The 24,546-nt window shown below is 72.6% G+C and carries 24 protein-coding genes and 1 pseudogene; 15 read left to right on the plus strand and 10 right to left on the minus strand.

The window, feature by feature from the left end; translation table 11 throughout:
* The first annotated feature begins 128 nt into the window (after positions 1–128).
* Together QFZ82_RS15800 and thrS are read left to right on the plus strand one after the other, a co-directional pair.
* Positions 129–761, plus strand: a complete 633-nt coding sequence (locus QFZ82_RS15800) for a TetR/AcrR family transcriptional regulator (protein WP_307713788.1) — start codon at positions 129–131, stop codon at positions 759–761.
* A 310-nt stretch (positions 762–1,071) separates the two neighbouring features.
* Positions 1,072–2,298, plus strand: a complete 1,227-nt coding sequence (gene thrS, locus QFZ82_RS15805; protein ID WP_307713789.1) for a threonine--tRNA ligase — start codon at positions 1,072–1,074, stop codon at positions 2,296–2,298.
* 2 nt (positions 2,299–2,300) lie between these two features.
* Here thrS and QFZ82_RS15810 read toward each other — a convergent pair whose 3' ends face one another.
* Complete coding sequence (locus QFZ82_RS15810) at positions 2,301–3,191, minus strand: DeoR/GlpR family DNA-binding transcription regulator (protein WP_373429419.1); 891 nt, start codon at positions 3,189–3,191, stop codon at positions 2,301–2,303.
* A 201-nt stretch (positions 3,192–3,392) separates the two neighbouring features.
* Positions 3,393–4,832 carry an NAD(P)H-quinone dehydrogenase gene (locus QFZ82_RS15815; protein WP_307713791.1) on the minus strand — a complete coding sequence of 480 codons (1,440 nt, stop codon included), beginning with the start codon at positions 4,830–4,832 and terminating at the stop codon, positions 3,393–3,395.
* Positions 4,833–5,070: 238 nt separating this feature from the next.
* Here QFZ82_RS15815 and QFZ82_RS15820 point away from each other — a divergent pair, with 238 nt between their 5' ends.
* The 3 genes from QFZ82_RS15820 to QFZ82_RS15830 all read left to right on the plus strand — a co-directional run bounded on the left by QFZ82_RS15820 (position 5,071) and on the right by QFZ82_RS15830 (position 9,081).
* Positions 5,071–5,508: a gamma-glutamylcyclotransferase gene (locus tag QFZ82_RS15820; protein ID WP_215183342.1), complete on the plus strand. Its 438-nt coding sequence runs from the start codon at positions 5,071–5,073 to the stop codon at positions 5,506–5,508.
* Positions 5,509–5,663: 155 nt separating this feature from the next.
* Positions 5,664–6,494: a purine-nucleoside phosphorylase gene (locus tag QFZ82_RS15825; protein ID WP_373429290.1), complete on the plus strand. Its 831-nt coding sequence runs from the start codon at positions 5,664–5,666 to the stop codon at positions 6,492–6,494.
* Positions 6,495–7,431: 937 nt separating this feature from the next.
* Positions 7,432–9,081: a phospho-sugar mutase gene (locus tag QFZ82_RS15830; protein WP_307713792.1), complete on the plus strand. Its 1,650-nt coding sequence runs from the start codon at positions 7,432–7,434 to the stop codon at positions 9,079–9,081.
* 82 nt (positions 9,082–9,163) lie between these two features.
* Here QFZ82_RS15830 and QFZ82_RS15835 read toward each other — a convergent pair whose 3' ends face one another.
* Positions 9,164–9,799, minus strand: coding sequence for a PH domain-containing protein (locus QFZ82_RS15835; RefSeq protein ID WP_307713793.1), 636 nt, complete (start codon positions 9,797–9,799; stop codon positions 9,164–9,166).
* A gap of 138 nt (positions 9,800–9,937) precedes the next feature.
* On the opposite strand from QFZ82_RS15835, the gene deoC reads away from it, so the two are divergent.
* From deoC to QFZ82_RS15850, 3 genes are read left to right on the plus strand one after another with little or no spacing between them, the layout of a single operon-like run.
* Complete coding sequence (deoC, locus tag QFZ82_RS15840; protein WP_307713794.1) at positions 9,938–10,891, plus strand: deoxyribose-phosphate aldolase; 954 nt, start codon at positions 9,938–9,940, stop codon at positions 10,889–10,891.
* Positions 10,892–10,896: 5 nt separating this feature from the next.
* Positions 10,897–12,333 (plus strand): aldehyde dehydrogenase family protein, encoded by a 1,437-nt coding sequence (locus tag QFZ82_RS15845; protein ID WP_307713795.1) that lies wholly within the window; start codon positions 10,897–10,899, stop codon positions 12,331–12,333.
* Positions 12,326–13,222 carry an aldehyde dehydrogenase gene (locus QFZ82_RS15850; RefSeq protein WP_307713796.1) on the plus strand — a complete coding sequence of 299 codons (897 nt, stop codon included), beginning with the start codon at positions 12,326–12,328 and terminating at the stop codon, positions 13,220–13,222. The genes QFZ82_RS15845 and QFZ82_RS15850 overlap by 8 nt, the downstream gene beginning before the upstream one ends.
* A 104-nt stretch (positions 13,223–13,326) precedes the next feature.
* Here QFZ82_RS15850 and QFZ82_RS15855 read toward each other — a convergent pair whose 3' ends face one another.
* The gene (locus tag QFZ82_RS15855) at positions 13,327–13,743 is read right to left on the minus strand and encodes a hypothetical protein (RefSeq protein WP_307713797.1); all 417 of its coding nucleotides are present in this window, start codon (positions 13,741–13,743) and stop codon (positions 13,327–13,329) included.
* 119 nt (positions 13,744–13,862) lie between these two features.
* On the opposite strand from QFZ82_RS15855, the gene QFZ82_RS15860 reads away from it, so the two are divergent.
* Positions 13,863–14,501 carry a uridine kinase gene (locus QFZ82_RS15860; RefSeq protein WP_307713798.1) on the plus strand — a complete coding sequence of 213 codons (639 nt, stop codon included), beginning with the start codon at positions 13,863–13,865 and terminating at the stop codon, positions 14,499–14,501.
* 189 nt (positions 14,502–14,690) lie between these two features.
* Here QFZ82_RS15860 and QFZ82_RS15865 read toward each other — a convergent pair whose 3' ends face one another.
* The gene (locus tag QFZ82_RS15865; RefSeq protein ID WP_307713799.1) at positions 14,691–15,428 is read right to left on the minus strand and encodes a SigE family RNA polymerase sigma factor; all 738 of its coding nucleotides are present in this window, start codon (positions 15,426–15,428) and stop codon (positions 14,691–14,693) included.
* 170 nt (positions 15,429–15,598) lie between these two features.
* On the opposite strand from QFZ82_RS15865, the gene afsQ1 reads away from it, so the two are divergent.
* From afsQ1 to QFZ82_RS15890, 5 genes are all read left to right on the plus strand, one after another.
* Positions 15,599–16,276, plus strand: a complete 678-nt coding sequence (gene afsQ1, locus QFZ82_RS15870; protein WP_307713800.1) for a two-component system response regulator AfsQ1 — start codon at positions 15,599–15,601, stop codon at positions 16,274–16,276.
* 103 nt (positions 16,277–16,379) lie between these two features.
* Positions 16,380–17,921 (plus strand): HAMP domain-containing sensor histidine kinase, encoded by a 1,542-nt coding sequence (locus QFZ82_RS15875; protein WP_307717734.1) that lies wholly within the window; start codon positions 16,380–16,382, stop codon positions 17,919–17,921.
* Positions 17,918–18,547 (plus strand): hypothetical protein, encoded by a 630-nt coding sequence (locus tag QFZ82_RS15880; protein WP_307713801.1) that lies wholly within the window; start codon positions 17,918–17,920, stop codon positions 18,545–18,547. Before QFZ82_RS15875 ends, QFZ82_RS15880 begins: the two co-directional genes overlap by 4 nt.
* A 91-nt stretch (positions 18,548–18,638) precedes the next feature.
* Positions 18,639–19,226 carry a VanZ family protein gene (locus QFZ82_RS15885; RefSeq protein WP_307713802.1) on the plus strand — a complete coding sequence of 196 codons (588 nt, stop codon included), beginning with the start codon at positions 18,639–18,641 and terminating at the stop codon, positions 19,224–19,226.
* 91 nt (positions 19,227–19,317) lie between these two features.
* Positions 19,318–19,515, plus strand: a complete 198-nt coding sequence (locus QFZ82_RS15890; protein WP_177152072.1) for a PspC domain-containing protein — start codon at positions 19,318–19,320, stop codon at positions 19,513–19,515.
* 263 nt (positions 19,516–19,778) lie between these two features.
* Here QFZ82_RS15890 and QFZ82_RS15895 read toward each other — a convergent pair whose 3' ends face one another.
* Together QFZ82_RS15895 and QFZ82_RS15900 are read right to left on the minus strand one after the other, a co-directional pair.
* Positions 19,779–20,141, minus strand: a complete 363-nt coding sequence (locus QFZ82_RS15895) for an ATP-binding protein (protein ID WP_307713803.1) — start codon at positions 20,139–20,141, stop codon at positions 19,779–19,781.
* Positions 20,142–20,285: 144 nt separating this feature from the next.
* Positions 20,286–21,422: an adenosine deaminase gene (locus tag QFZ82_RS15900; RefSeq protein ID WP_307713804.1), complete on the minus strand. Its 1,137-nt coding sequence runs from the start codon at positions 21,420–21,422 to the stop codon at positions 20,286–20,288.
* A 250-nt stretch (positions 21,423–21,672) separates the two neighbouring features.
* Between QFZ82_RS15900 and QFZ82_RS15905 the strand changes: the two genes are divergently transcribed.
* Positions 21,673–22,404 (plus strand): alpha/beta hydrolase, encoded by a 732-nt coding sequence (locus tag QFZ82_RS15905; protein WP_307717735.1) that lies wholly within the window; start codon positions 21,673–21,675, stop codon positions 22,402–22,404.
* Between the two features lie 7 nt (positions 22,405–22,411).
* Here the strand turns inward: QFZ82_RS15905 and QFZ82_RS15910 are convergent, their stop codons facing one another.
* From QFZ82_RS15910 to QFZ82_RS39790, 3 genes and pseudogenes are all read right to left on the minus strand, one after another.
* Positions 22,412–22,792, minus strand: coding sequence for a VOC family protein (locus tag QFZ82_RS15910; RefSeq protein WP_307713805.1), 381 nt, complete (start codon positions 22,790–22,792; stop codon positions 22,412–22,414).
* A 236-nt stretch (positions 22,793–23,028) separates the two neighbouring features.
* Positions 23,029–23,475, minus strand: coding sequence for an MFS transporter (locus tag QFZ82_RS15915; protein ID WP_307717736.1), 447 nt, complete (start codon positions 23,473–23,475; stop codon positions 23,029–23,031).
* A 1-nt stretch (position 23,476) separates the two neighbouring features.
* Positions 23,477–24,493, minus strand: a pseudogene (locus QFZ82_RS39790) (MFS transporter); the annotation flags it as partial.
* Positions 24,494–24,546 lie beyond the last annotated feature (53 nt).

Genomic DNA, 24,546 nt, shown 5'->3' on the forward strand with positions numbered 1-24,546 from the left:
GGCATGTGGGGCCTGCCCGTCCGCCCGAGCGGACCGGGCAGGCCCCACGTTCATGTCCACATCATGGCCGGGCGCCGATCCGGCAATGGCATCCTGGAACCGGGGGCGGACTCCGGAAGGACGAGGCGATGGCAACGAGTACGGCCGGCACGGCGGCAGGCACGGGCATGCCCGCACCGCGGCCCATGCGGGCCGATGCCCGCCGCAACTACGAACGTCTGCTCACCGAGGCGCGCGCCGTCTTCGCCGAGCACGGCACCGACGCGTCGCTGGAGGAGATCGCCCGCCGCTCGGGTGTGGGCATCGGCACCCTGTACCGGCACTTCCCCAACCGCCACGCGATGATGAGCGCGGTCTTCCAGGAGGCCCTGGCGGACCTGCTGGAGCGCTCCCGGGAACTGGCCGGCGCCGAGCAGCCCTGCGGGGCACTCGTGGAGTGGCTGCGCGCCCTCATCACTCATGCGGGTGAGTACCGGGGGCTGGCCCGCGCGCTCATGTCGGCGTCCGCCGACAAGGGTTCGGCGCTGGCGTCGTGCAGCGTGCCCCTGCGCGCGGCCGGCGAACAGCTGCTGACGCGGGCGCAGGACAGCGGCGCGGTGCGAACGGATGTCTCGATCGGCGATCTGATGCAGCTGACGAACGCGATCGCGCTGGCGGCCGAAGAGAGCCCCGACGACGGCCGGTTGGCGGACCGGCTGCTGACGCTGACGCTGCGCGGCCTGAAGGCGGACCGGCCGGACGGCGCTGCGACCGGATCATAAGCCCCCGGCGCGGCGGCCCGGCCGCCCGGGCTCGCCGCACGAGCCTCGCCGTACGAGCCGGCAGCCCGCGCGCACGGCCCCACGGGCCGGTGGACCTCAGGGCCCCGTCCTCCGCCGGGCCGGTGGGCGGAAAAGCGCGGGACGACCGCGCGGGCCCGCTGCTAGCGTCACCGGTATGAAGCGCGCTGCTGTGATCACGACGACGCCGGAGAGTGTCCCGGCGCGCTGACCTCTGTCTGAGTCCGAAGCCCCGGGGCGAGTGCCCCGGGGCTTCGCCGTGCACTCGCCTCCGCATCCGCGAGGAGCCACGATGCACGACCACCGCCGACTCGGCCGCGAGCTCGACCTGTTCGACACCGATCCGCTGATGGGCGCCGGCCTGCCGTACTGGCTGCCCGACGGCGCCGTCGTACGCCACGCCCTGGAGGAGTACGTCCGCGACGCCGAGCGCCGCGCGGGATACCGCCACGTGTACTCGCCCGTTCTCGGCAAACGCGAGCTGTACGAGATCTCCGGGCACTGGTCCCACTACAGCGAGGACATGTTCCCCCCGATGGATCTCGGCGGGGAGCAGGTGGTGCTGCGCCCGAGCCTGTGTCCCCACCACGCGCTGATCTACCGCTCCCGCTCGCACAGTTACCGCGAGCTGCCCCTGCGCATGGCCGAACTCGGCGGCATGTACCGCTCCGAGCTGTCCGGGGTGCTCGGCGGGCTGACCCGTGTCCGGGCGATCCAGCTGAACGACGCGCACGTCTTCTGCACCCTCGACCAGGTCGCCGGCGAGGCCCGCGCGGCCCTGGAGCTGATCGGGCGGGTGTACGCCGCGCTCGGCGTCACCCCGGCCCGCTACCGGCTCTCGCTGCCCGGCGCGGGCGGCAAGTACGTCGCGGACCCGGCGATGTGGCGGCGGTCCGCGGCCCTGCTGACCGAGGCGCTGGACGGCCTGGGCGTGGCGTACGAGGCGGTGGAGGGCGAGGCGGCGTTCTACGGCCCGAAGATCGATGTGCAGATCGCGGATCCGGCCGGGCGGGAGGCCACCCTGTCCACCGTGCAGGTCGACTTCCACCAGCCCGAGCGGTTCGGTCTCCACTACATCGGGCCCGACGGCGCACGGCACCGGCCGGTCATGGTGCACCGCAGCGTGATCGGCAGTCTGGAGCGGGTCGTCGCCCATCTCGTCGAGGCGCACGGCGGTGCGTTCCCGCCGTGGCTCGCGCCCACCCAGCTGGTGGTGCTCCCCGTCGCGGACGCGGAGCTGGACCAGGCGGGACGGCTGGTGGCGCGCTGCCTCGACCTGGGGCTCAGGGCAAGGCTCGCCGGTCCGGAGGAGGGCACTCTGAGCGCCCGTGTGCGGGCCGCGCGGCTCGTGCCGTACCAGGCGGTGATCGGTGCCAGGGAGGCGGCCGGCGACCTGGTCGCGCTGCGTCTGCGCGACGGCCGGCGACTGGAGGCACGGCCCGCCGAGGAGGTCCTGGGCCGCATCCGCGAGGTGGTCGGAGCGCACGGCACCGCGCTGTGGGACGACGCCGTGCGGTGAACTCAGCGGCGGCGGAGATCCGCGACCCGCGGCGCCCGTTCCTGCATCTGCTCCGGAGTCAACGAACCGCTGGTGCCGCGCAGTTGGGCGCGGGTACGGCGCTGGCCGGGGAGAGGGACCTCGTGACGGGCGGGGCCCGCCACCGCGGTCGCGCCCGCCACGGCGATCTGCACGCCCTGGTCCGCCAGCGCCTGCAGCTCCGTCGCGGCCCGGTCGTCGTGGGGCGGGGGCTCGTCCGTCACCAGGCGGGTGATCACGTCCGTCGGCACCGTCTGGAACATCGTGTCGGCGCCGAGCTTCGTGTGGTCCGCCAGCACGACGACCTCCGCGGCGGCCTGCACCAGCGCCCGGTCCACGCTCGCCGAGAGCATGTTGGACGTGGACAGGCCCCGCTCGGCCGTCAGCCCGCTCCCGGAGAGGAAGGCGCGCGAGACCCGCAGCCCCTGGAGCGACTGCTCGGCCCCGCTGCCCACCAGGGCGTAGTTGGAGCCGCGCAGCGTGCCGCCGGTCATGACGACCTCTACCCGGTTGGCGTGGGCCAGTGCCTGCGCCACCAGCAGGGAGTTGGTGACCACGGTCAGTCCCGGGACGCGGGCGAGCCGGCGGGCCAGCTCCTGCGTCGTCGTCCCGGCCCCGACCACGATGGCCTCGCCCTCTTCGACGAGTCCGGCGGCGAGGTCGGCGATGGCCGTCTTCTCGGCGGTCGCGGACAGTGATTTCTGCGGGAAGCCGGATTCGCGGGTGAAGCCGCCCGGCAGTACCGCACCGCCGTGCCGGCGGTCGAGGAGTCCTTCTGCCTCCAGTGCCCGCACGTCCCGCCGTACGGTCACTTCGGAGGTCTGGACGACGCGGGCGAGCTCCCGGAGCGACACGGCTCCGTTGGCGCGCACCATTTCGAGGATCAACTGACGACGTTCTGCAGCGAACACGAAACTGACAGTAACCCCAGCGCCCGTCAGTTTTCAGCTCTATGCGCCGGATAGCGGAAAATGCGCATTTGAGAGGCCGCCAAGTGGTATAGGCGGCCTCTCAGTTGATCGCTCGCCGCGTGGAGTGCCCGTACTTCGCCGGGTTTCGTCCCCCGCGGGGCGCCGTCAGCTCTCGGCGGTGGCCTTGCGGGTGTGCAGCTGGCGTGCGACCTCCGCGATCGAGCCCGACAGAGACGGATACACGGTGAACGCGTTTGCGATCTGTTCCACCGTCAGGTTGTTGTCGACGGCGATCGAGATGGGGTGGATCAGTTCCGAAGCGCGGGGCGACACGACCACACCGCCGACGACGATGCCGGTGCCCGGGCGGCAGAAGATCTTGACGAAGCCGTCCCTGATGCCCTGCATCTTGGCGCGCGGGTTGCGCAGCAGCGGCAGCTTGACGACGCGGGCGTCGATCTTGCCCGCGTCGAGGTCCGCCTGCGTATAGCCGACGGTCGCGATCTCCGGGTCAGTGAACACGTTCGACGAGACGGTCTTGAGGTTCAGCGGAGCGACCGCGTCGCCGAGGAAGTGGTACATGGCGATACGGCCCTGCATCGCCGCGACCGAGGCCAGGGCGAAGACGCCGGTGACGTCCCCGGCCGCGTAGACACCGGGAGCGGAGGTGCGCGAGACCTTGTCGGTCCAGATGTGGCCCGACTCCTTCAGCCGGACGCCGGCTTCCTCCAGGCCCATGCCCGCCGTGTTCGGGATGGCGCCGACGGCCATGAGGCAGTGCGAGCCGGAGATGACCCTGCCGTCGGAGAGCGTGACCTCGACCCGGTCACCGACCCGCTTGGCGGACTCGGCACGGGAGCGGGCCATGACGTTCATGCCCCGGCGGCGGAAGACGTCCTCCAGGACGGCGGCGGCGTCCGGGTCCTCGCCCGGCAGGACGCGGTCGCGGGAGGAGACGAGGGTGACGCGCGAGCCGAGCGCCTGGTAGGCGCCGGCGAACTCGGCGCCCGTGACACCGGAACCGACCACGATGAGCTCCTCGGGGAGCTCGTTCAGGTCGTAGACCTGCGTCCAGTTCAGGATGCGCTCGCCGTCGGGCAGCGCGTCGGGGATCTCGCGCGGGTGACCGCCGGTCGCGATCAGGACGGCGTCGGCGGTGAGCGTCTCCTCGGTGCCGTCGGCGGCGCGCACGATCACCTTGCGGGAGCCGTCCATCGCCTGCTGCCCGTCGAGGCGGCCGCGGCCGCGCATGACGCGGGCGCCGGCACGGGTGACGGAGGCGGTGATGTCGTGCGACTGGGCGAGCGCGAGGCGCTTGACACGCCGGTTGACCTTGCCGAGGTCGACGCCGACGACGCGGGCGGCCTGCTCGATGTGCGGGGTGTCGTCGGCCACGATGATGCCGAGCTCCTCGTAGGAGGAGTCGAAGGTCGTCATGACCTCGGCGGTGGCGATCAGGGTCTTCGAGGGCACGCAGTCGGTCAGCACCGACGCCCCGCCCAGCCCGTCGCAGTCGACGACGGTCACCTCCGCACCGAGCTGGGCGGCGACGAGCGCCGCCTCATAGCCGCCGGGTCCGCCACCTATGATCACGATCCGGGTCACGAAAAAGTCCGCCTCGCATTGTCGATCCCGGCCCGCCTGCCCGCTCTGCCGGGGGTCCGGGGTGCCCCCGGGGGAATGCAGTACGTACCTCATTGTCCCGCACCGCGTCCCGGTTCTCGCCCCGGGGCCGCGATACGCCCGCGACCACGGCACTTGCCGCTCACGAGGGGTCTCCCGGCCGCCGCGACCGCCCGGACGCGTCGGCCGTCTCTCCTTGCGCTCCCGTACCCTCGATCCCATGTCGCTCTACGCCGCGTACGCCGGCAACCTCGACGCGCGGCTGATGACCCGCCGCGCACCGCACTCGCCGCTGCGCGGCACCGGCTGGCTCAACGGCTGGCGGCTGACCTTCGGCGGCGAGCAGATGGGCTGGGAGGGAGCGCTGGCCACGATCGTGGAGGCGCCGCGCTCCCAGGTCTTCGTCGCGCTGTACGACATCGCGCCGATGGACGAGGACTCGATGGACCGCTGGGAGGGTGTCGGCCTCGACATATACCGGCGCATGCGGGTGCGGGTGCACACACTGGACGGCGAGGAGGCGGCCTGGGTGTACGTGCTGAACGCGTACGAGGGCGGCCTGCCGTCCGCCCGCTACCTCGGCGAGATCGCCGACGCGGCCGAGTCCGCGGGCGCGCCCCACGACTACGTCATGGAGCTGCGCAAGCGCCCGTGCTGACGCGGTGCCCCGGACTCCGGACGGCCGCCGATGGCACACATCCGTGACCGCGCGGTGACGCCGCGCCCCTTCGTCGGAAACGACAAGGCAACGATCCGAAGACCGTGTGCTGCGTCATCTACGCGCGTAGGGATTGTCGGGTTACCCTCATCGGCGTGAACGCATCTGTGAATCCGGACCTCCTCGGCGCTCTCGCCGACCCCCATGCCGCGGCCGACGCCGCCGCCGCGCGGCTGCGCGAGCTGACCGGCACCGAGACCCATGACGTCGCGCTGGTGATGGGCTCCGGCTGGGCCCCCGCGGTCGACGCGCTCGGCGCGCCCGAGGCCGAGTTCCCCGTCACCGAACTGCCCGGCTTCCCCCCGCCGGCGGTCGAGGGTCACGGCGGCAAGATCCGCTCCTACCGCATCGGCGACAAGCGCGCGCTGGTCTTCCTGGGCCGTACGCACTTCTACGAGGGCCGCGGCGTCGCCGCCGTCTCGCACGGCGTGCGCACCGCCGTGGCCGCCGGCTGCAAGACCGTCGTGCTGACCAACGGCTGCGGCGGCCTGCGCGAGGGCATGCGCCCCGGGCAGCCGGTGCTGATCAGCGACCACATCAACCTGACGGCCACGTCGCCGATCATCGGGGCGAACTTCGTGGACCTGACGGACCTGTACTCGCCGCGGCTGCGGGCGCTGTGCAAGGAGGTGGACGAGACGCTGGAGGAGGGCGTGTACGTCCAGTTCCCCGGCCCGCACTACGAGACGCCGGCCGAGATCAACATGGTGCGCGTGCTGGGCGGCGACCTGGTGGGCATGTCCACGGTCCTCGAGGCGATCGCGGCGCGCGAGGCGGGCGCGGAGGTGCTCGGCATCTCCCTCGTGACGAACCTGGCTGCGGGCCTTACGGGCGAGCCGCTGAACCATGAGGAGGTCCTGCAGGCGGGGCGCGACTCGGCGGCGCGGATGGGTGAGCTGCTGACGCGGGTGCTCGCGCGCCTCTGACCCGTCCGGCTCAACGGGGCACTGCGCTCTGCGCCCGGCAGGCGTGATTCGGTGCGCCCCGGGGCCCGTGGCGCAGCGCCTCGACGGGCGCGCGCTTCGGAGCGGCGCACCGCCGGCGCGGTGCTCTGCGACCCTGGCAGGCGCCGACCACGGGCCCGGGCTCGTGGGCCTCTGGGGGCTCTCCCGGGGCTGCGCCTCAGGCCGTGGCGAGCACCCTGGCGCACGCCCTCCGCGGGGCGCGCCCGGCCCGGGGGCTCTGCACCTGACAGGCGCCGGCCTCGGGGGCTCAACCCGGCCCGGTGGGCCGCGCGTCCTGGCGGAAGCCGGCTCCGGGTTCGCCGGGGCCCGTGGGCTTCCTGGGCTTTGCGTCCTCACGGGCGCGAACTTCGGGGGCTGCGCCCGGGCCGTGGCGTAGCGCCCTGGCGGACACGCGCTCGGGGCGCACCCGGCCTGGGAGCTCTGCACCCTGAGAGGCGCGGCCCGGGGACCCACGCCGGGCCCGTGGGCTGCGCGTCCTGGCGGACGGCGGCTCCTGGGTTCCGCCAGAGCCTGTACCCCGCTTCGCGCGGTGTCCTCGAACCCCCTACGGCCTGGCGGCCGTGGGTGGGGTCCCCCGGCGAAGCCAGGGGGAGTGCCGCCGGACGGGCCGGAATTGCGGCCCCGCCGGGGGGCGCCTCCCACGCCGCACGGCGTAGGAGGCACTTGAGGTGCGGGACTCCGGGCGGAGCCTCGACAAGAGCGCCGCACAACCAGCACCACCGGACCCACCGGGCAGCCCAGCCCGCCGGGCCCGTCAAGCCCCGCCGCTCGGCGCGGAGCCCCGGCAAGGGCGAAAGCGCGGAGCCCGACAGGAACGCCGCGCTGGGGCGGAAAAGCATCGCGCGTCGGCGCACGGCGCGCACACTCGACGTACGCACACACGAGAGGCGGACCTACCGTGCAGCAGGACCTCATCGCGCGGGCCCGGGCGTGGCTCGCGGAGGACCCGGACAGCGAGACCCAGGACGAGCTCGGCAAGCTCATCGAGGCCGGTGACCTCGCCGAGCTGGGCGACCGGTTCGGCGGGACGCTGCAGTTCGGGACCGCCGGACTGCGCGGGGAGCTGGGCGCCGGGCCCATGCGGATGAACCGCGTCGTCGTCATCCGGGCCGCCGCCGGGCTCGCCGCGTACCTCAAGGCCAAGGGTCAGGGCGACGGACTCGTCGTCATCGGCTACGACGCCCGCTACAAGTCGGCCGACTTCGCGCGCGACACCGCCGCCGTCATGGTCGCCGCGGGCCTGCGCGCCGCAGTGCTGCCGCGGCCGCTGCCCACTCCCGTACTCGCCTTCGCCATAAGGAAGCTGGGCGCCGTCGCGGGCGTCGAGGTCACCGCGAGCCACAACCCGCCCCGCGACAACGGCTACAAGGTCTACCTCGGCGACGGCTCGCAGATCGTGCCCCCCGCCGACGCGGAGATCGCCGCCGAGATCGGCGCGATCGCGAGCATCGACGACGTGCCGCGTGCCGAGGGCGGCTGGGAGACCCTGGGCGACGAGGTCCTGGAGGCGTACCTGGAGCGTACGGACGCGGTCCTGACCGCCGCCTCGCCGCGTACCGCCCGCATCGTCTACACGGCCATGCACGGTGTCGGCAAGGACGTCGTGCTCAGCGCCTTCGCGCGGGCCGGCTTCCCCGCCCCCGCGCTCGTGGAGGCACAGGCGGAGCCCGATCCCGCGTTCCCGACCGTCGCGTTCCCCAATCCGGAGGAGCCCGGCGCGATGGACCTCGCGTTCGAGACCGCCCGCCGGGTCCGGCCGGACGTCGTCATCGCCAACGACCCGGACGCGGACCGCTGCGCGGTCGCCGTCCCCGACGACTCCGCCGAGGCCGGGTGGCGCATGCTGCGCGGCGACGAGGTCGGCGCGCTGCTCGCCGCGCACCTCGTCCACAAGGGCGCCACGGGCGTCTTCGCCGAGTCGATCGTGTCCTCGTCCCTGCTGGGCCGCATCGCCCGGGCGGCGGGCCTCGGTCACGAGGAGACGCTGACGGGCTTCAAGTGGATCGCACGGGTCGACGGGCTGCGCTACGGCTACGAGGAGGCGCTCGGCTACTGCGTCGACCCCGGCGGCGTGCGCGACAAGGACGGCATCACCGCCGCGCTGCTCGTCGCCGAACTGGTCTCGGAGCTCAAGGAGCAGGGCCGTACGCTCTCCGACCTGCTCGACGACCTGGCCGTCGAGCACGGCCTGCACGCCACCGACCAGCTCTCGGTGCGGGTCGAGGACCTCGGCGTGATCGCCGACGCCATGCGCGCGCTGCGCGAGCGGCCGCCGGTGATGCTCGCGGGACTGCGGGTCACGAGCGCCGAGGACCTGACGCGGGGTACGGAGAAGCTGCCGCCGACGGACGGGCTGCGCTACTACCTGGACGGGGAGTTCACCGCCCGCGTGATCGTCCGGCCGAGCGGCACCGAGCCCAAGCTCAAGTGCTACCTGGAGGTCGTGGTGCCGGTCGCCGACGCGAGCGAGCTGGGCACGGCTCGCGAGCGGGCGGCCGGTGTGCTCGCGGACGTCAAGCGGGACCTCTCGGCCGCGGCGGGCATCTGAGGGCCGCCCTGCCCGATGCGCGTCCACCGCGCGTCGGGCAGCCGGAGCCTCCCCTGAACACAGGGCACCGGCTCCGGGCCCGTCAGGTCAGGCCGAGCACCAGGGCGAGCACCACCACGCCCGCCGTCACCGGCGCGAGCACCTCGTACGCCCAGCGCACCTGCGGCCCGCCCGGTGCGGACGAGCGCGGGCCCAGGTGCTCGGCCATGTCGCGCAGGTCCGCGATCGTCTGGTCCGCGGGCGCCATCCGCGCCTGCGAGTCGGTCACGTCCGCCGTCACGGAGGTGGCGCCGTGCGGGTCGTCGGTCGCGTTGCGCATCTGCCGCCGGGCGACCCGCTTGCGCTGGCGCAGCGAGACGGGGATGGCCCACAGCTGGTACTTCACGCCCTCCGTGGTGAACAGCTCGCTGGAGTACCCGGCCCGCACGTCGGCGACCGCGCTCCACGGCAGCGTGATCGTCCGGAACGGGTTCCTGATCCGCACCCGCTCCTCGTTCACGAAGACGGCGGGGCGGACGCTGAAGGCGACGATCAGCGGCACCACGACCAGCGCGGCCGCCAGCGCGAGCCACGGCGTGCGGCCCTCGCCGCGCACCAGGGCGTCCACGACCATCCAGGCGATCAGCGCGAGCAGCAGCCCGCCGCCCGCCATCCCGGCGGGCGACCGGAAGACCCGGTCGGCGTAGGAGGGCTCGGCAGGCTGCTGGGGGCTCGTCATGGGTCCGATTCTGCCGTACGCCCGCTGCGGTCGGCCGGGACCTGTCCCCTCGTCGCGACCGGAGTGCGACCGACCCGTGACCTCTCGGTGCGCCGCACCCCCTGTACAGGTCGCTACGCGCGTAGATATGCTCATCTGGTGACCATGCCCACCAATGCACCAGCATTCGCTGACGTGACCGCGTCCGACAGCACGCTGCGCCGCTTCCTGCACGGGCTGCCCGGCGTCGACGCCGTCGGCCTCGAAGCGCGCGCCGCGTCCCTCGGCACCCGTTCGATCAAGACCACGGCGAAGGCGTACGCCATCGACCTGGCCATCTCGATGATCGACCTGACGACGCTCGAAGGCGCGGACACCCCGGGCAAGGTCCGGGCGCTCGCCGCCAAGGCCGTCAATCCTGATCCGACCGACCGCACGACCCCGCACACCGCGGCGGTCTGCGTCTACCCCGACATGGTGGCGACCGCCAAGGCCGCCCTCGCGGGCTCCGACGTCAAGGTCGCCTCCGTCGCGACCGCCTTCCCGGCCGGCCGCGCCGCGCTCGACGTGAAGCTCGCGGACGTCCGTGACGCCGTGGCGGCCGGGGCCGACGAGATCGACATGGTGATCGACCGCGGCGCCTTCCTCGCGGGCGACTACATGAAGGTCTTCGAGGAGATCCGGGCCGTCAAGGAGGCCTCCGGCGACGCCCGGCTCAAGGTCATCTTCGAGACCGGCGAGCTCTCCACGTACGACAACATCCGCCGCGCCTCCTGGCTCGGCATGATCGCCGGCGCCGACTTCATCAAGACCTCGACCGGCAAGGTCGCGGTCAACGCCACCCCGGCGAACACCCTGCTCATGCTGGAGGCCGTCCGCGACTTCCGGGAGCAGACTGGGGTACAGGTGGGCGTGAAGCCCGCCGGCGGCATCCGCACCAGCAAGGACGCGATCAAGTTCCTGGTGCTGGTGAACGAGACCGCGGGCGAGGACTGGCTGGACAACCACTGGTTCCGCTTCGGCGCCTCGAGCCTGCTCAACGACCTGCTGATGCAGCGCCAGAAGCTGGCGACCGGCCGCTACTCCGGCCCCGACTACGTGACGGTGGACTGATCATCATGGCTTCCGCATTCGATTACGCACCCGCACCCGAGTCGCGGTCGGTCGTCGACATCGCACCGTCGTACGGCCTGTTCATCGACGGCGAGTTCACCGACGCCGCCGACGGCAGGGTCTTCAAGAGCGTCTCGCCCGCCAGCGAGGAGGTCCTCTCCGAGGTCGCCCAGGCCGGCGCGGAGGACGTCGACCGCGCGGTGAAGGCCGCCCGCAAGGCGTTCGAGAAGTGGTCGGTGCTGCCCGGCTCGGAGCGCGCCAAGTACCTGTTCCGTATCGCGCGGATCATCCAGGAGCGCAGCCGCGAGCTGGCCGTCCTGGAGACGCTGGACAACGGCAAGCCGATCAAGGAGACCCGCGACGCGGACCTCCCCCTGGTCGCGGCGCACTTCTTCTACTACGCGGGCTGGGCCGACAAGCTCGGCCACGCCGGCTACGGGCCGGACCCGAAGCCGCTGGGCGTCGCCGGCCAGGTCATCCCGTGGAACTTCCCGCTGCTGATGCTCGCGTGGAAGATCGCCCCCGCTCTCGCGACCGGCAACACGGTCGTCCTGAAGCCCGCCGAGACGACCCCGCTGTCCGCCCTGTTCTTCGCGGACATCTGCCGCCAGGCGGGCCTGCCGAAGGGTGTCGTCAACATCCTCCCGGGTTACGGGGACACCGGTGCGGCGCTCGTGGAGCACCCGGGCGTCGACAAGGTCGCCTTCACCGGCTCGACCGCGGTCGGCAAGGCGATCGCCCGCCAGGTCGCCGGCACGCGCAAGAAGGTCACCCTGGAGCTGGGCGGCAAGGGCGCCAACATCGTCTTCGACGACGCCCCGATCGACCAGGCCGTCGAGGGCATCGTCAACGGCATCTTCTTCAACCAGGGCCAGGTCTGCTGCGCGGGCTCGCGCCTGCTGGTCCAGGAGTCGGTCCAGGACGAGCTGCTGGCGTCGCTCAAGCGCCGCCTGTCCACGCTGCGCCTCGGCGACCCGCTCGACAAGAACACCGACATCGGAGCGATCAACTCCGAGGAGCAGCTGTCCCGGATCACCACGCTCGTGGAGCGGGGCGAGGCGGAGGGCGCCGAGCGCTGGTCCCCCGCCTGCGAGCTGCCGACGTCCGGCTACTGGTTCGCGCCGACGCTGTTCACGAACGTCACGCAGGCGCACACGATCGCCCGCGACGAGATCTTCGGCCCGGTGCTGTCCGTCCTGACGTTCCGTACCCCGGACGAGGCGGTCGCCAAGGCCAACAACAGCCAGTACGGCCTGTCCGCCGGCATCTGGACGGAGAAGGGCTCCCGCATCCTCGCGGTGGCGAACAAGCTCCGCGCGGGTGTGGTGTGGGCCAACACGTTCAACAAGTTCGATCCGACCTCGCCGTTCGGCGGCTACAAGGAGTCGGGCTTCGGCCGCGAGGGCGGCCGCCACGGGCTGGAGGCCTACCTCGATGTCTGAGTCGATGCGTCTGAGCGTCTTCAAGACCTACAAGCTGTATGTCGGGGGCAAGTTCCCCCGCTCCGAGAGCGGCCGGGTGTACGAGGTGACGGACTCGCAGGGCAAGTGGCTGGCCAACGCGCCGCTCTCCTCCCGCAAGGACGCCCGTGACGCGGTCGTCGCCGCGCGCAAGGCGTTCGGCGGCTGGTCGGGCGCCACCGCGTACAACCGCGGCCAGATCCTCTACCGCGTCGCCGAGATGCTGGAGGGCCGCAGGGGCCAGTTCGCGCACGAGGTGGCGGACGCGGAGGGGCTGTCCAAGTCGAAGGCGGCCGCGGTCGTCGAGGCCGCGATCGACCGCTGGGTCTGGTACGCGGGCTGGACGGACAAGATCGCGCAGGTCGTGGGCGGGGCGAACCCGGTCGCGGGCCCGTTCTTCAACCTCTCCACCCCCGAGCCGACGGGCGTCGTGACGATCCTCGCGCCGCAGGAGTCGTCGTTCCTGGGCCTGGTCTCCGTGGTCGCGCCGGTGATCGCGACCGGCAACACGGCGGTCGTGATCGCCTCCGAGAAGTCGCCGCTGCCGGCGCTGTCCCTGGGAGAGGTGCTGGCCACCTCGGATCTGCCGGGCGGTGTGGTCAACGTGCTGTCGGGGCGTACGGCGGAGATCGCGGCCCCGCTCGCAGCGCACCAGGACGTCAACGGCATCGACCTGACCGGCGCCGACGAGATCCTGGCGAAGGAGCTGGAGGTCGCGGCGGCGGACAACCTCAAGCGGGTCCTGCGTCCACAGGCTGTGGACAACGACTGGCCGGCCGATCCCGGCACCCACCGCCTGACGGCGTTCCTGGAGACCAAGACGGTCTGGCACCCCACCGGTTCGCTCGGCGCCTCGGGTTCGTCGTACTGAGCCCTCAGCGCGAAGCCCCCACGGCCGCGGCCGTGGGGGCTCTCCCGTGGCGCTTGCTGTGGGTGCGCCCGGCTGGGTGCGTCCGGCTGGGTGCGCCCGGCGCGCTACGGCAGCGCGCGCTTGGCCAGCGGGCCGGCCACCGGCAGGTCCTCGAGCGCCTGCCCGCGGGTGACGTGGTCCGTCACCAGCGTGGTGCTCACCGGCTTGAAGTCGGCGACCTGGGTGCCCACGGCGTTGTCGAGCGGGTCGACACCGGTGTTCGCCAGCGGGTTGAGCTGGAGGCTCTTGAGCTCGCCGACCCCGTCCACGGACCGGGTGACGGCGCCGGTGAGGGTCGTCAGTGGCGCGGTGGCGAGCGCGGTGCCGGGTCCGGCCACGGGCTGGGCGCGGACCGGCTCGGGGGCCGGAGCCGCCTGCGCGGCCGCCGAACTCGCGCCGAGGGCCGCGCCCGCCGCGGCGACGGTCAGTCCGGCGCGCACGAGCGTGTGGCGCCGCTGGGGGGAAGCTGCATGACGAGCCATGAATTCCTGCCTAATCGAGTAATCGTGAGCGCACGGACAGTGGTTGAGGTGTGAGACGGGCAACCACCCCGTCTCCGGGGGGTCCTCCTGGGCGGCTCCATGCGTCACACTTGTCTTCCGTGAGTTCCCAACCCATCCCGACCCGCGTCGTGCTGCTCGCGGGCCCCTCAGGTTCCGGAAAGTCGTCCCTCGCGGCCCGCACCGGACTGCCGGTCCTGCGTCTGGACGACTTCTACAAAGAGGGCAACGACCCGACGCTGCCCCGGGTGACGGGCAGTGCCGACATCGACTGGGACTCACCGGCGTCGTGGGACGCCGACGCGGCCGTCGCCGCCATCGTGGAACTGTGCGCCACCGGGCGCGCGGAGGTCCCCGTTTACGACATCGCGGCGAGCGCGCGCGTGGGCCGCGAGACGCTGGACATCGCCCGCACCCCGCTGTTCGTCGCCGAGGGCATCTTCGCGGCCGACCTCGTCCGCCGCTGCCGGGAACTCGGCGTACTGGCCGACGCGCTGTGCCTGCGCGGCCGCCCCTCCACGACGTTCCGCCGCCGCCTCGCGCGCGATCTCCGGGAGGGCCGCAAGTCGGTCCCGTTCCTGCTGCGCCGCGGCTGGCGCCTGATGCGCGCCGAGCGCGGCGTCGTCGCGCGCCAGACCGGTCTCGGCGCCCACCCGTGCGGCAAGGCCGAGGCCCTCGGGCGTCTCGCGGACGCGGCGGCCGGCCGCTGCCGTACGCTCGCCGCGCGCCAGCCCGCCTGACGCGGCCGGCTCCCGCGCGGGAGCCGCGGACATGGGAGCGGGGCCGGACAGAACCCCCCGGTCTGTCCGACCCCACTCCGTCTTCCCCCGTGGATCCCCGTGTCCCCCGTGTCCCCGTGGATCCCGTCCCGCCGTCTCCCCCGAAACAGCGGCCCCCGTTTCCCCCGTTGTCCCCCGTGTCCCTCGCCTTCAGGCCACCAGCTCGCCGAAGGACTCCTCCTCGTCACGGCCGAAGCTGAGGACCTCGTCCTCGCGCAGCCGGCGGAGCGACCGCCAGATGCTCGACTTCACCGTGCCGACACTGATGTCCAGGATGTCCGCGATCTCCGGGTCGGTGCGGCCCTCGTAGTAGCGCAGGACCAGCATCGTGCGCTGGAGTTCGGGAAGCCTGGCGAGCGCCTGCCACAGGACCGCGCGCAGCTCCGTGCCCCGCATCGCGTCGGTGTCGCCCGCCGTCTCCGGCAGCTCCTCCGTCGGGTACTCGTTGATCTTGCGCCGGCGCCAGGCGCTGATGTGCAGGTTGGTCATGGTGCGGCGCAGGTAGCCGCCGACCGCCGCCTTGTCGCTGATCCGGTCCCAGGCCCGGTACGTCGAGAACAGCGCGCTCTGCAGCAGGTCCTCGGCCTCGTACCGGTCGCCGGTCAGGTGGTAGGCGGTCGCGTACAGAGAGGCGCGGCGCTCCTGGACGTAGGCGGTGAACGCCGCTTCGGCGTCCGCCGCCCCGGCCTGGCCTGTCCGCTCCCCCGTGGCCTCTCCGTACGCCTCTCCCCCGTCAGGCACGGCCACCATGTAGGTCGCCTTGTGCTGACGCCCGGCGCCGCGAACGCACCCCCGTCCGTTCACCGCGCCGGACTTCTCGGCGCTCCGCGCGACGTCGTGGAGACGCGTGACAACTGCGCTTGAGGTGGTGCTGTGCAGTGCGTTCATCTCGCGCCCCCCGTCGAGTGGAGTCTGCTTGGTTCCGTGTGACAAGAAGCTTGCCCGGCCACTTTCATGGCGGTGTCCGCCGACTGTCACAGGCGCGTCACAGAGGCCGGGGACAACGGTGATGTACCAGGGAGTCGAACGAGGACGACCGCATGGGCCAGAATGGGCCCGTGCCTTTCCTGTTGCTGATCGAGGACGACGACGCCATCCGCACGGCTCTCGAACTCTCCCTGTCCCGTCAGGGCCACCGTGTGGCCACCGCGGCGACGGGAGAGGACGGCCTGAAGCTGCTGCGCGAGCAGCGGCCTGACCTGATCGTGCTGGATGTGATGCTGCCCGGGATCGACGGGTTCGAGGTGTGCCGCCGCATCCGGCGCACGGACCAGCTGCCGATCATTCTGCTGACCGCGCGCAGCGACGACATCGACGTGGTCGTGGGGCTGGAGTCCGGCGCCGACGACTATGTGGTCAAGCCGGTTCAGGGGCGGGTGCTGGACGCCCGTATCCGCGCCGTGCTGCGCCGCGGCGAGCGGGAGTCCACCGACTCGGCGACCTTCGGCTCCCTGGTGATCGACCGCTCCGCGATGACGGTCACCAAGAACGGCGACGACCTGCAGCTCACGCCGACCGAACTGCGCCTGCTGCTGGAGCTGAGCCGCCGGCCCGGCCAGGCCCTCTCGCGCCAGCAGTTGCTGCGCCTGGTGTGGGAGCACGACTACCTCGGCGACTCACGCCTGGTGGACGCCTGCGTGCAGCGGCTGCGGGCGAAGGTCGAGGACGTGCCGTCCTCACCGACCCTGATCCGTACGGTGCGTGGCGTCGGCTACCGGCTGGACGTTCCGCAGTGATCCACGGGGTGGGCGCGTGCGCGCCGGACGGGGCCGTTCGGTGAGCGGTGGTACGAACAGCGGCGCGGCGGACGGCACGAACGGCGGCGCGGGCGGGGCGGGCGTGCGGCGCGGTCCGCTCGCCGGGCTGCGCCTGACGAGCCTGCGACTGCGGCTCGTGGTCGTCTTCGCGCTGGTCGCGCTGACCGCGGCCGTGTCCGCTTCCGGCATCGCGTACTGGCTCAACCGCGAGGCGGTGCTGACCCGCACCCAGGACGCGGCGCTCGGCAACTTCCGGCAGGAGATGCAGAACAGGGCGGCGACGCTGCCGCTGCGGCCCACGCCGGCCGAACTGCAGAAGACCGCCGAGCAGATGGCGGGCGGCGGCGACTACAGCGTGGTGCTGATCGGCGAGCGCGCCGAGGGCAAGCCGGTCACCGGGGCGTCCGACCGCGACACCTTCACGATGGAGGACGTGCCGCAGTCGCTGCAGGACGCGGTGAACGACCGGCAGGACGTCGACGCCGGCAACTCCGAGCCGTACCACCTGTACTGGCAGCGCACCGAGCGCCGCGGCGAGCCCTATCTCGTCGGCGGTACGCGGATCATGGGCGGCGGGCCGACCGGCTACCTGTCCAAGTCGCTCGACCAGGAGCGCCAGGACCTCAACTCCCTGGCCTGGTCGCTGGGGATCGCCACCCTGCTGGCCCTGATCGGCTCGGCGCTGCTCGCGCAGGCCGCCGCCACGACCGTGCTCAAGCCGGTGCACCGGCTCGGCGAGGCGGCGCGAAGGCTCGGCGAGGGCAAGCTGGACACCCGGCTGCGGGTCTCGGGCACCGACGAACTCGCCGAGCTGGCACGGACGTTCAACAAGACAGCCGCGTCGCTGGAGAAGAAGGTCGCGGACATGAGCGCGCGGGAGGAGTCCAGCCGGCGCTTCGTCGCCGACATGTCCCATGAGCTGCGCACCCCGCTGACCGCGCTGACCGCCGTGACCGAGGTGCTGGAGGACGAGGCCGACAGCCTCGACCCGATGATCGCCCCGGCCGTGAACCTCGTGGTGAGCGAGACGCGGCGGCTGTACGACCTCGTGGAGAACCTGATGGAGGTCACCCGCTTCGACGCGGGCACCGCAAGGCTCGTGCTGGACACCGTGGACGTGGCCGACCAGGTCACCGCCTGCATCGACGCCCGCGCCTGGCTGGACGCGGTCGAACTGGACGCCGAGCGCGGGATCATGGCGCGGCTGGACCCGCGCCGGCTCGACGTGATCCTGGCCAACCTGATCGGCAACGCCCTCAAGCACGGCGGGTCCCCGGTGCGGGTGTCGGTGCGCCCCGGAGACGACGAACTGCTCATCGAGGTGCGCGACCACGGCCCCGGCATCCCCGAGGACGTCCTGCCCCACGTCTTCGACCGGTTCTACAAGGCCAGCGCGTCGCGACCGCGCTCCGACGGAAGCGGTCTCGGTCTCTCGATCGCCATGGAGAACGCCCACATCCACGGCGGCACCATCACCGCGGCCAACTCCCCCGACGGCGACGGCGCGGTCTTCGTGCTGCACCTGCCGCGCGACGTGTCCGCGCTCGCGGACTGCGAGGCGGCCGGGTCGGACGACGCGGACAGCGGGACCGGCGGCGGGCGGACCGAGGGGGACGCACAGTGATACTCCCCAGAACACGTGCGGGCCGCCGACCGGTGGCCGTGCTCGCCGTGCTCGCGGGCGCCCTCGTGCTCGCGGGCTGCGGGATCAGGCCCACCCAGGTGCCCGTGGACGCCGGGCCGGCGCCCTCGCGGGTGCCGTGCGAGGTGTCGGCCGTGGACATCGCCCCGCAGGCGGGACGTACGGGCATACCGGTCCGGGTGTACCTGGTGTGCGCCTCGCAGCTGGTGTCGGTCGACCGCATGGCCGGGACGACGGAGGAGAAGGCTCCGGCCGACCGGGTCGCGACCGCGCAGGCGGTGCTCGACGAGCTCCAGCGGGAGCCGTCGTCGCCCGAGCACGAGGCGGGCTTCTCGACCTACGTTCGCGGTCCGCTGCTGCTGAACGCCGGGCGGCGCGACGACCCCACGGGCACCCTGCGCCTGAGCCGCCAGCCGGAGGACCTGCCGCCGGCCGCGCTGGCGCAGATCGTGTGCACGCTGCTGGAGAACGGTGCGACGACGGGCGGCTCGGTGCTGCTGGGCGGCCCGGGCGAGTACGCCCCGCGCGCGTACACCTGCCCGGACGCGACCAAGGAGCGCCCCGACTCCGCGGTCCCGACGACGGACATGCCTCAGCCGGCCGGCTGACCCCGCGCGCCGGTCACGATCTGTGTCCGGGCGCACGGAGCATCCCGGGTCGTGCGGAACCGTTTCCGGGAGAGGCTGCGTCTTGGGGGGCGTGCAGCGTCAAGGTTCGAGCGGCCGTGCCGCCATCCGCTTCCGCACGGCGGGGCTCGTGCTCCTCCTCCTCCATCTGCTGCTCGTCGCCTGGCTGACACTGCGCCCGCGCGACGTGCTGTGGGTGACCGCGGCGAACCTGGAACCGTTCGCCGGCATCGAGGCCTCGCTGGCGCTGGGGCCGTCGGCGGCGGCCCGGCACATCGGCGGGGGCCTGCTCCTTCTCGCGCCGCTCGGCGTGCTGCTGCCCATGGCCGGCGGGCGGCTGGCCGTCTCCCCGTTGGCCTCGCTGGCCCGTACGGTCGCCGCCGGCGTGCTCCTGTCGCTCGGCATCGAACTGCTCCAGACCGGCGTGCCGGGCCAGGTCGTCGACATCGACTCGATCCTGCTCAACACCTGCGGCGTCGCGCTCGCGCACCTCGCCGTCGTCCCGGCGGGCCGCGCGCGGCTGCGCCGCAGACTGCTGCGCCCCGGCCGCGGGTCCGCGCTCCGTGAGGGCGGCCGCGGGCAGGAGCCCCGGGCCTCGCTCAGGGACGAGGGCTCTCAGGGGGCGACCCCGACGATTCCCAGGGTCGGGATCGCCCCGTAGAGCGACGCTTCGCCCCCCTTCGCGGCGCGACCATGGACACATCGGGAGCACGACGAGAGGCTCCCCGGACGGTCTCGCGAAGGAGCCCACCATGGCCGCACTTGCCCGCCCCCGTAACGGCCGCATGCTCGGCGGAGTGTGCGCAGCGCTGGCCCGGCGCTTCGGCATGTCCGCGACGACGATGCGCGTGATCTTCGTGGTCTCGTGCCTGCTGCCCGGACCGCAGTTCCTGCTCTACCTGGCGCTGTGGCTGCTGCTGCCGTCGGAGAAGACGGCCGCCGCCTGGTGACCCGTGCCGGAGGCGTCCCCGTCCCCGCGTGGCGACGGGGAGCGTCCCAGTCGCCCGTGCGACGCCGGGACGGTGCCTGATCGCGCCGCCGCTCGCGATCACGCTCGGGCTGGTTCCGACCGGCTGAGGGCAGGGCCTGGAGAACGCCTGGCGCTGTCGGCAGGAAATAGGCCGTGCCTCCGGCACGAACGCCGTGGGGCGCACACCCTGGCCGGGTGTACGCCCCACACGCGGACGGCCGTCGCGGCACGCCGGCCGGTTCGTCAGCCCGCGAGTCCGCCGGGCAGCAGGCCGCCGCCCAGCTCGCCCGTCTTCAGGCCGCCGATCAGGCCGCTGACCGGCGCGGCCGCGTCGTCGGACGCCAGCACCTTGCCGGCCGTCTGCTGGAGGGCGCCGGGCAGCACGGCGGTGGACTTCGCCAGGGCGGCCTGGCCACCGGCGAGGGACTGCGGGGCGCCCGCCGGGAGCTTGGCGGCGACCTCCTGGAGCGGCGTGAGCTGGGAGACGGCGCCCAGCGCGCCGGTGGTGTCGGGCAGCGCGGGCGCGGCGGAGGCGGTTCCCGCACCTGCAGCGGCGAAGGCGGCGCCGAGGACGGCGACACCGAGGGTCTTTGCGGAATGCTTCATCTCAGACAATTCCTTGGGGACGGAAATATGAGCGGCTCCGCAAGCTAGTCAGCTTGGCACAGGCACCGCAAACACCGCGAAGCGGCCGGATATTGACGCTTCCGGCCGCTTCGGTGTAGGCGTGTCCGCGGGCCCGCCGGACGCTCAGTTCCCGCTTGTGGCGGTCTGCCGGAACAGCCATTCGGATTTCAGCTCGGCGTAGCCGGGCTTGATCACATCGTTGATCATCGCCAGTCGTTCATCGAAAGGAATGAATGCCGACTTCATGGCATTGACGGTGAACCACTGCATGTCGTCGAGCGTGTATCCGAACGCCTCGGTCAGCAGCTCGAATTCGCGGCTCATGCTGGTGCCGCTCATCAGACGGTTGTCCGTGTTGACCGTGGTCCGGAAATGCAGTCGGCGCAGCAGGCCGATGGGGTGGGCGGCGTACGAGTCGGCCGCGCCGGTCTGCAGGTTGGACGTCGGGCACATCTCCAGCGGGATGCGCTTGTCCCGCACGTACGCGGCGAGCCGGCCCAGCTTCACGGAGCCGTCCTCGGCCACCTCGATGTCGTCGATGATGCGCACCCCGTGGCCGAGGCGGTCGGCCCCGCACCACTGGAGCGCCTGCCAGATCGACGGCAGCCCGAAAGCCTCGCCGGCGTGGATGGTGAAGTGGTTGTTCTCGCGCTTGAGGTACTCGAAGGCGTCCAGGTGCCGGGTGGGCGGGAAGCCGGCCTCGGCTCCCGCGATGTCGAAACCGACGACACCCGTGTCGCGGTAACGGTTCGCCAGTTCGGCGATCTCCAGGGCGCGGGCGGCGTGCCGCATCGCGGTCAGCAGCGCCCCGACGCGGATGCGGTGGCCGCTCTCCCGGGCGCGGCGCTCGCCTTCCCGGAAGCCGGCGTTGACCGCCTCGACGACCTGCTCGAGGGTGAGCCCGGCCTCCAGGTGCTGCTCGGGGGCATAGCGGACCTCGGCGTAGACGACGCCGTCCTCGGCCAGGTCCTCGGCGCACTCGGCGGCCACGCGGAAGAGCGCGTCGCGGGTCTGCATGACGGCGCAGGTGTGCGCGAACGTCTCCAGATACCGTTCCAGGGAACCGGAGTCGGCGGCCTCGCGGAACCAGATGCCGAGCTTGTCGGGCTCGGTCTCGGGCAGGGCCCCGTAGCCGCTGTCGCGGGCGAGTTCGACGATCGTGCCGGGGCGCAGACCGCCGTCGAGGTGGTCGTGGAGCAGGACCTTCGGCGCGCGGCGGATCTGGTCCTGGGTGGGCGAATTGAGGGTCTGGCTCGTCATCTGCGCACTCTAGCCCCTACGCGCGTAGAGCGCGCCCCCCGGCGAGGCCCGTCGATACGTAACAGTGACCGCGCGTACGGGTGGAGTACACCTGGCCTTCTGAGACTGTTGGGCCATGGCACACCACGCACTGCCCCGGTGGCGGGGGCGTCCGGACAGACCGGGCGTCGGGTCGGCAGCCCTACGTGAGACGGCGGTTGGGCGAGTGGAGCGCACCGGACGGACAGCGGCGCAGGCCCGGCTCGGCCGGCTGCCGGGGCGTTCCGGCGCACGCGGCGGCGCGGACGCGGCGGTTGCGGGCGTGGTCCTGCTGCTCCCGGACGGCGAGCCGGAGTCGGAGCGCCGGGCGTCGGCGCTGTCGTACGCGGCGGTGCTCCCGCTGGGCCGCGCGCTGGCGCGGGCGGGGCGCGCGGAGGGGCTGGTCGTGCACTGGGTGCGGTACCGCTCGCGCGGCTGGAACGGACCGGACGCGCGGCTCGCGGCGGACGCGAGCTGGGCGGTGGAGGAGGTCGTACGCCGGTACGGCGACGTTCCCGTGTGCCTGGCGGGACACGGCATGGGAGGCCGGGCGGCCCTGCACGCGGCGGGCCACCCGGCGGTCAACTCGGTGCTGGCGCTGGCCCCTTGGCTTCCGGAGGACGACGTGGCGGCGCCGCCGGAACCGGTGGAGCAGCTGGCGGGCCGCCACGTGCTGATCGTGCACGGCACGAACGACCGGACGACGGATCCGGAGCTGTCGTACCGGCTGGCGGAACGTGCGAAGAAGTCGAACCGGGACACGTGCCGCTTCGAGGTGCACTCGGACGGGCACGCGCTGCGGCAGTACCAGGAGGAAGTCCTGGCGCTGGCGGCGGACTTCGTGCGGGGCTCGCTGTTCACGCGGACGTACGCGCGCCCGGTGGCGGACGCACTGGCGGCTCCGCCGCCGCTGGGCCTGCGCATGCCGTTGGCGGCGGGCTTCGGCCGCGCCTTGCGCGCCTAGGCGGCCGTCAGAGTGGGTTGAGGCGGGGCTTGAGCAGGCAGAACTCGTTGCCTTCCGGATCGGCGAGGACGTGCCAGGACGCCTCCGCGGGCTGACCGATGTCGATGAGTTCGGCCCCGACGGCCAGGAGGCGTTCGAGCTCGGCGTCCTGATCGCGGTCGGTGGCGTTGACGTCGATGTGCAGCCGGGCATACCCGTTCTTCGGCTCGTCGCTGCGGATGAGGAAGATCGTCGGCTGCGGGCCGCCGAACCCTTCGCGCGGACCTATCTCGATGCAGCCCTCCTCCTCGCGATCGAGCACGACGAAGTCCAGGACCTCGCACCAGAACCGCGCCAGCACCTCGGGGTCGCGGCACTTGAGCACGAGCTCACTGATACGGCATGCCATTGACGAAACCAACTCTCGGGGTGGGAACTGCCGGGGGGCCGCACGCGCAACTCTTGGGCTCCCGCAGTGAGAACATTCTCGCGACCGTACCGGGCGAGGCGAGCAGGGGCGAAGTGTTTTGAGGCCCTCGCCTGGCCGGGCTGCTCCACGTCGGCGCCACTCGATCCTCGCCGATGCGAGGAAGCCTCGTTTCATCACGACTGCTCGCCGGCCGATTCGCGCTGCCGCCGCACGCTTCAACGCGTGGTGACAGTGCGAGGCAGGAGCAGGACCACCGCCACACCGACCGCCGCGAAGACGGCCCCGAGCGCGAACACGACGGTGAAGGCCCCCTCGCCCGGCAGGGCCGAGCCGGCAACCGAGTGGGCGCTGAGGATCGCGATGGCGACCTGGGTCCCGATGACACCGCCGACTGTGCGGACGACGGTGTTGAGGCCGTTGGCGGTGGCTATCGCATGTCCCGGCGCGAAGCGGACCACGAGCGACGGCAGTGCCGCGAAGCTGAGGGCGGCGCCCGTTCCCAGCAGTACGGAATCGGCGAGCACCTGGACCGGCGTGGCATGCCAGCGTGCCAGCGCCAGGCTCCCGGCGAGTATGAGCAGCAGCCCTCCGAGCAAGGGGGCGCGGTGGCCGAATGTCCGCTCCAGCACCGGTACGAGGGGTGCCACCAGGACCTGCAGCAGCGCCGAGGGGTAGCATGAGCAGGCCGGCGGCGGTGACGGTGAAACCGAATCCGGACGCGGCGCCTTCGGGCCCGTGCGCCGGCAGCTGGGCGAGCGTCGGCACGAGGAGGAAGAAGATCAGAGCCGCGGCGTAGAAGAGCGCCGCGGCGCAGTGGGTCAGCAGCATCGGCCGGTCGAGGAACACGCTCGGTTCGAGCAGGGGATGCGGTGTGCGCTTCTCGGCCACCGCCAAGGCGGCCAGAAGCACGGCAGCGGCAGCGAAGAGACCGAGCACCGGGGCGGAGAGCCATCCGGCGTGCGAGCCCTGGGTGATCGCGAGGAGGAGGGCCACCAGGGCGAGCGAGAGCAGGACGGTGCCCGCCACGTCCTGGGGTTCCTCCCGGCGCGCTGTGTCGTCGGGGATCCACCGGGCCACCAGCAGGAAGGCCACCGCGATGACGCCGGCGAGCACGGCGAACATCCACCTCCATGACGCATGGTCGATCAGGAGGCCGCCGATGACGAAGCCCAGCCCGGTGCCCGCGCCGATCATCGCGGACACCATCCCAAGGCCGTGGCCGATCCGCCGCGGGGGAAGCAGGGCGCTGATGAGGCCGAAGGACAGGGGAAGCGCGGCCGCTCCGGCGCCCTGCATCGCGCGCGCCAGGAGCAGGACCGGGAAGTTCCATGCGAGGGCCGCCAGCACGGTGCCGGCGCCGAAGACGGCGAGTGAGGCGAGCAGGACGCGGCGCTTGCCGCGCCGGTCACCGAAGCGGGCGAGCACCGGAGTGAGCACGGCGCCGGAGAGCAGGTAGAGGGTGAATACCCACGCGGCCCAGTCGCCGCTCACGCGGAAGTGCCGCTGGAACGTGGGCAGGGCCGGAGCGACCAGGGTCTGCAGCAGCCCGTAGGCCAGCACCGCGACGGAGAGCGCGGCAACCACACGGCCGGCGGGCGGACCGCTGCCCGGGCCGGTGTCCGGGCGGTCGCCCGTGGGCGAGACCGGGGGAAGGGCAGTGGTTCGGTCTTCCTGCGACATGACGACCTCTGATAGGGGACGGGCGACCGGCAGGGCCGTCACCGCGCCGAGGA

This window comes from Streptomyces sp. V4I23 (assembly GCF_030817975.1).
Taxonomy (GTDB): domain Bacteria; phylum Actinomycetota; class Actinomycetes; order Streptomycetales; family Streptomycetaceae; genus Streptomyces.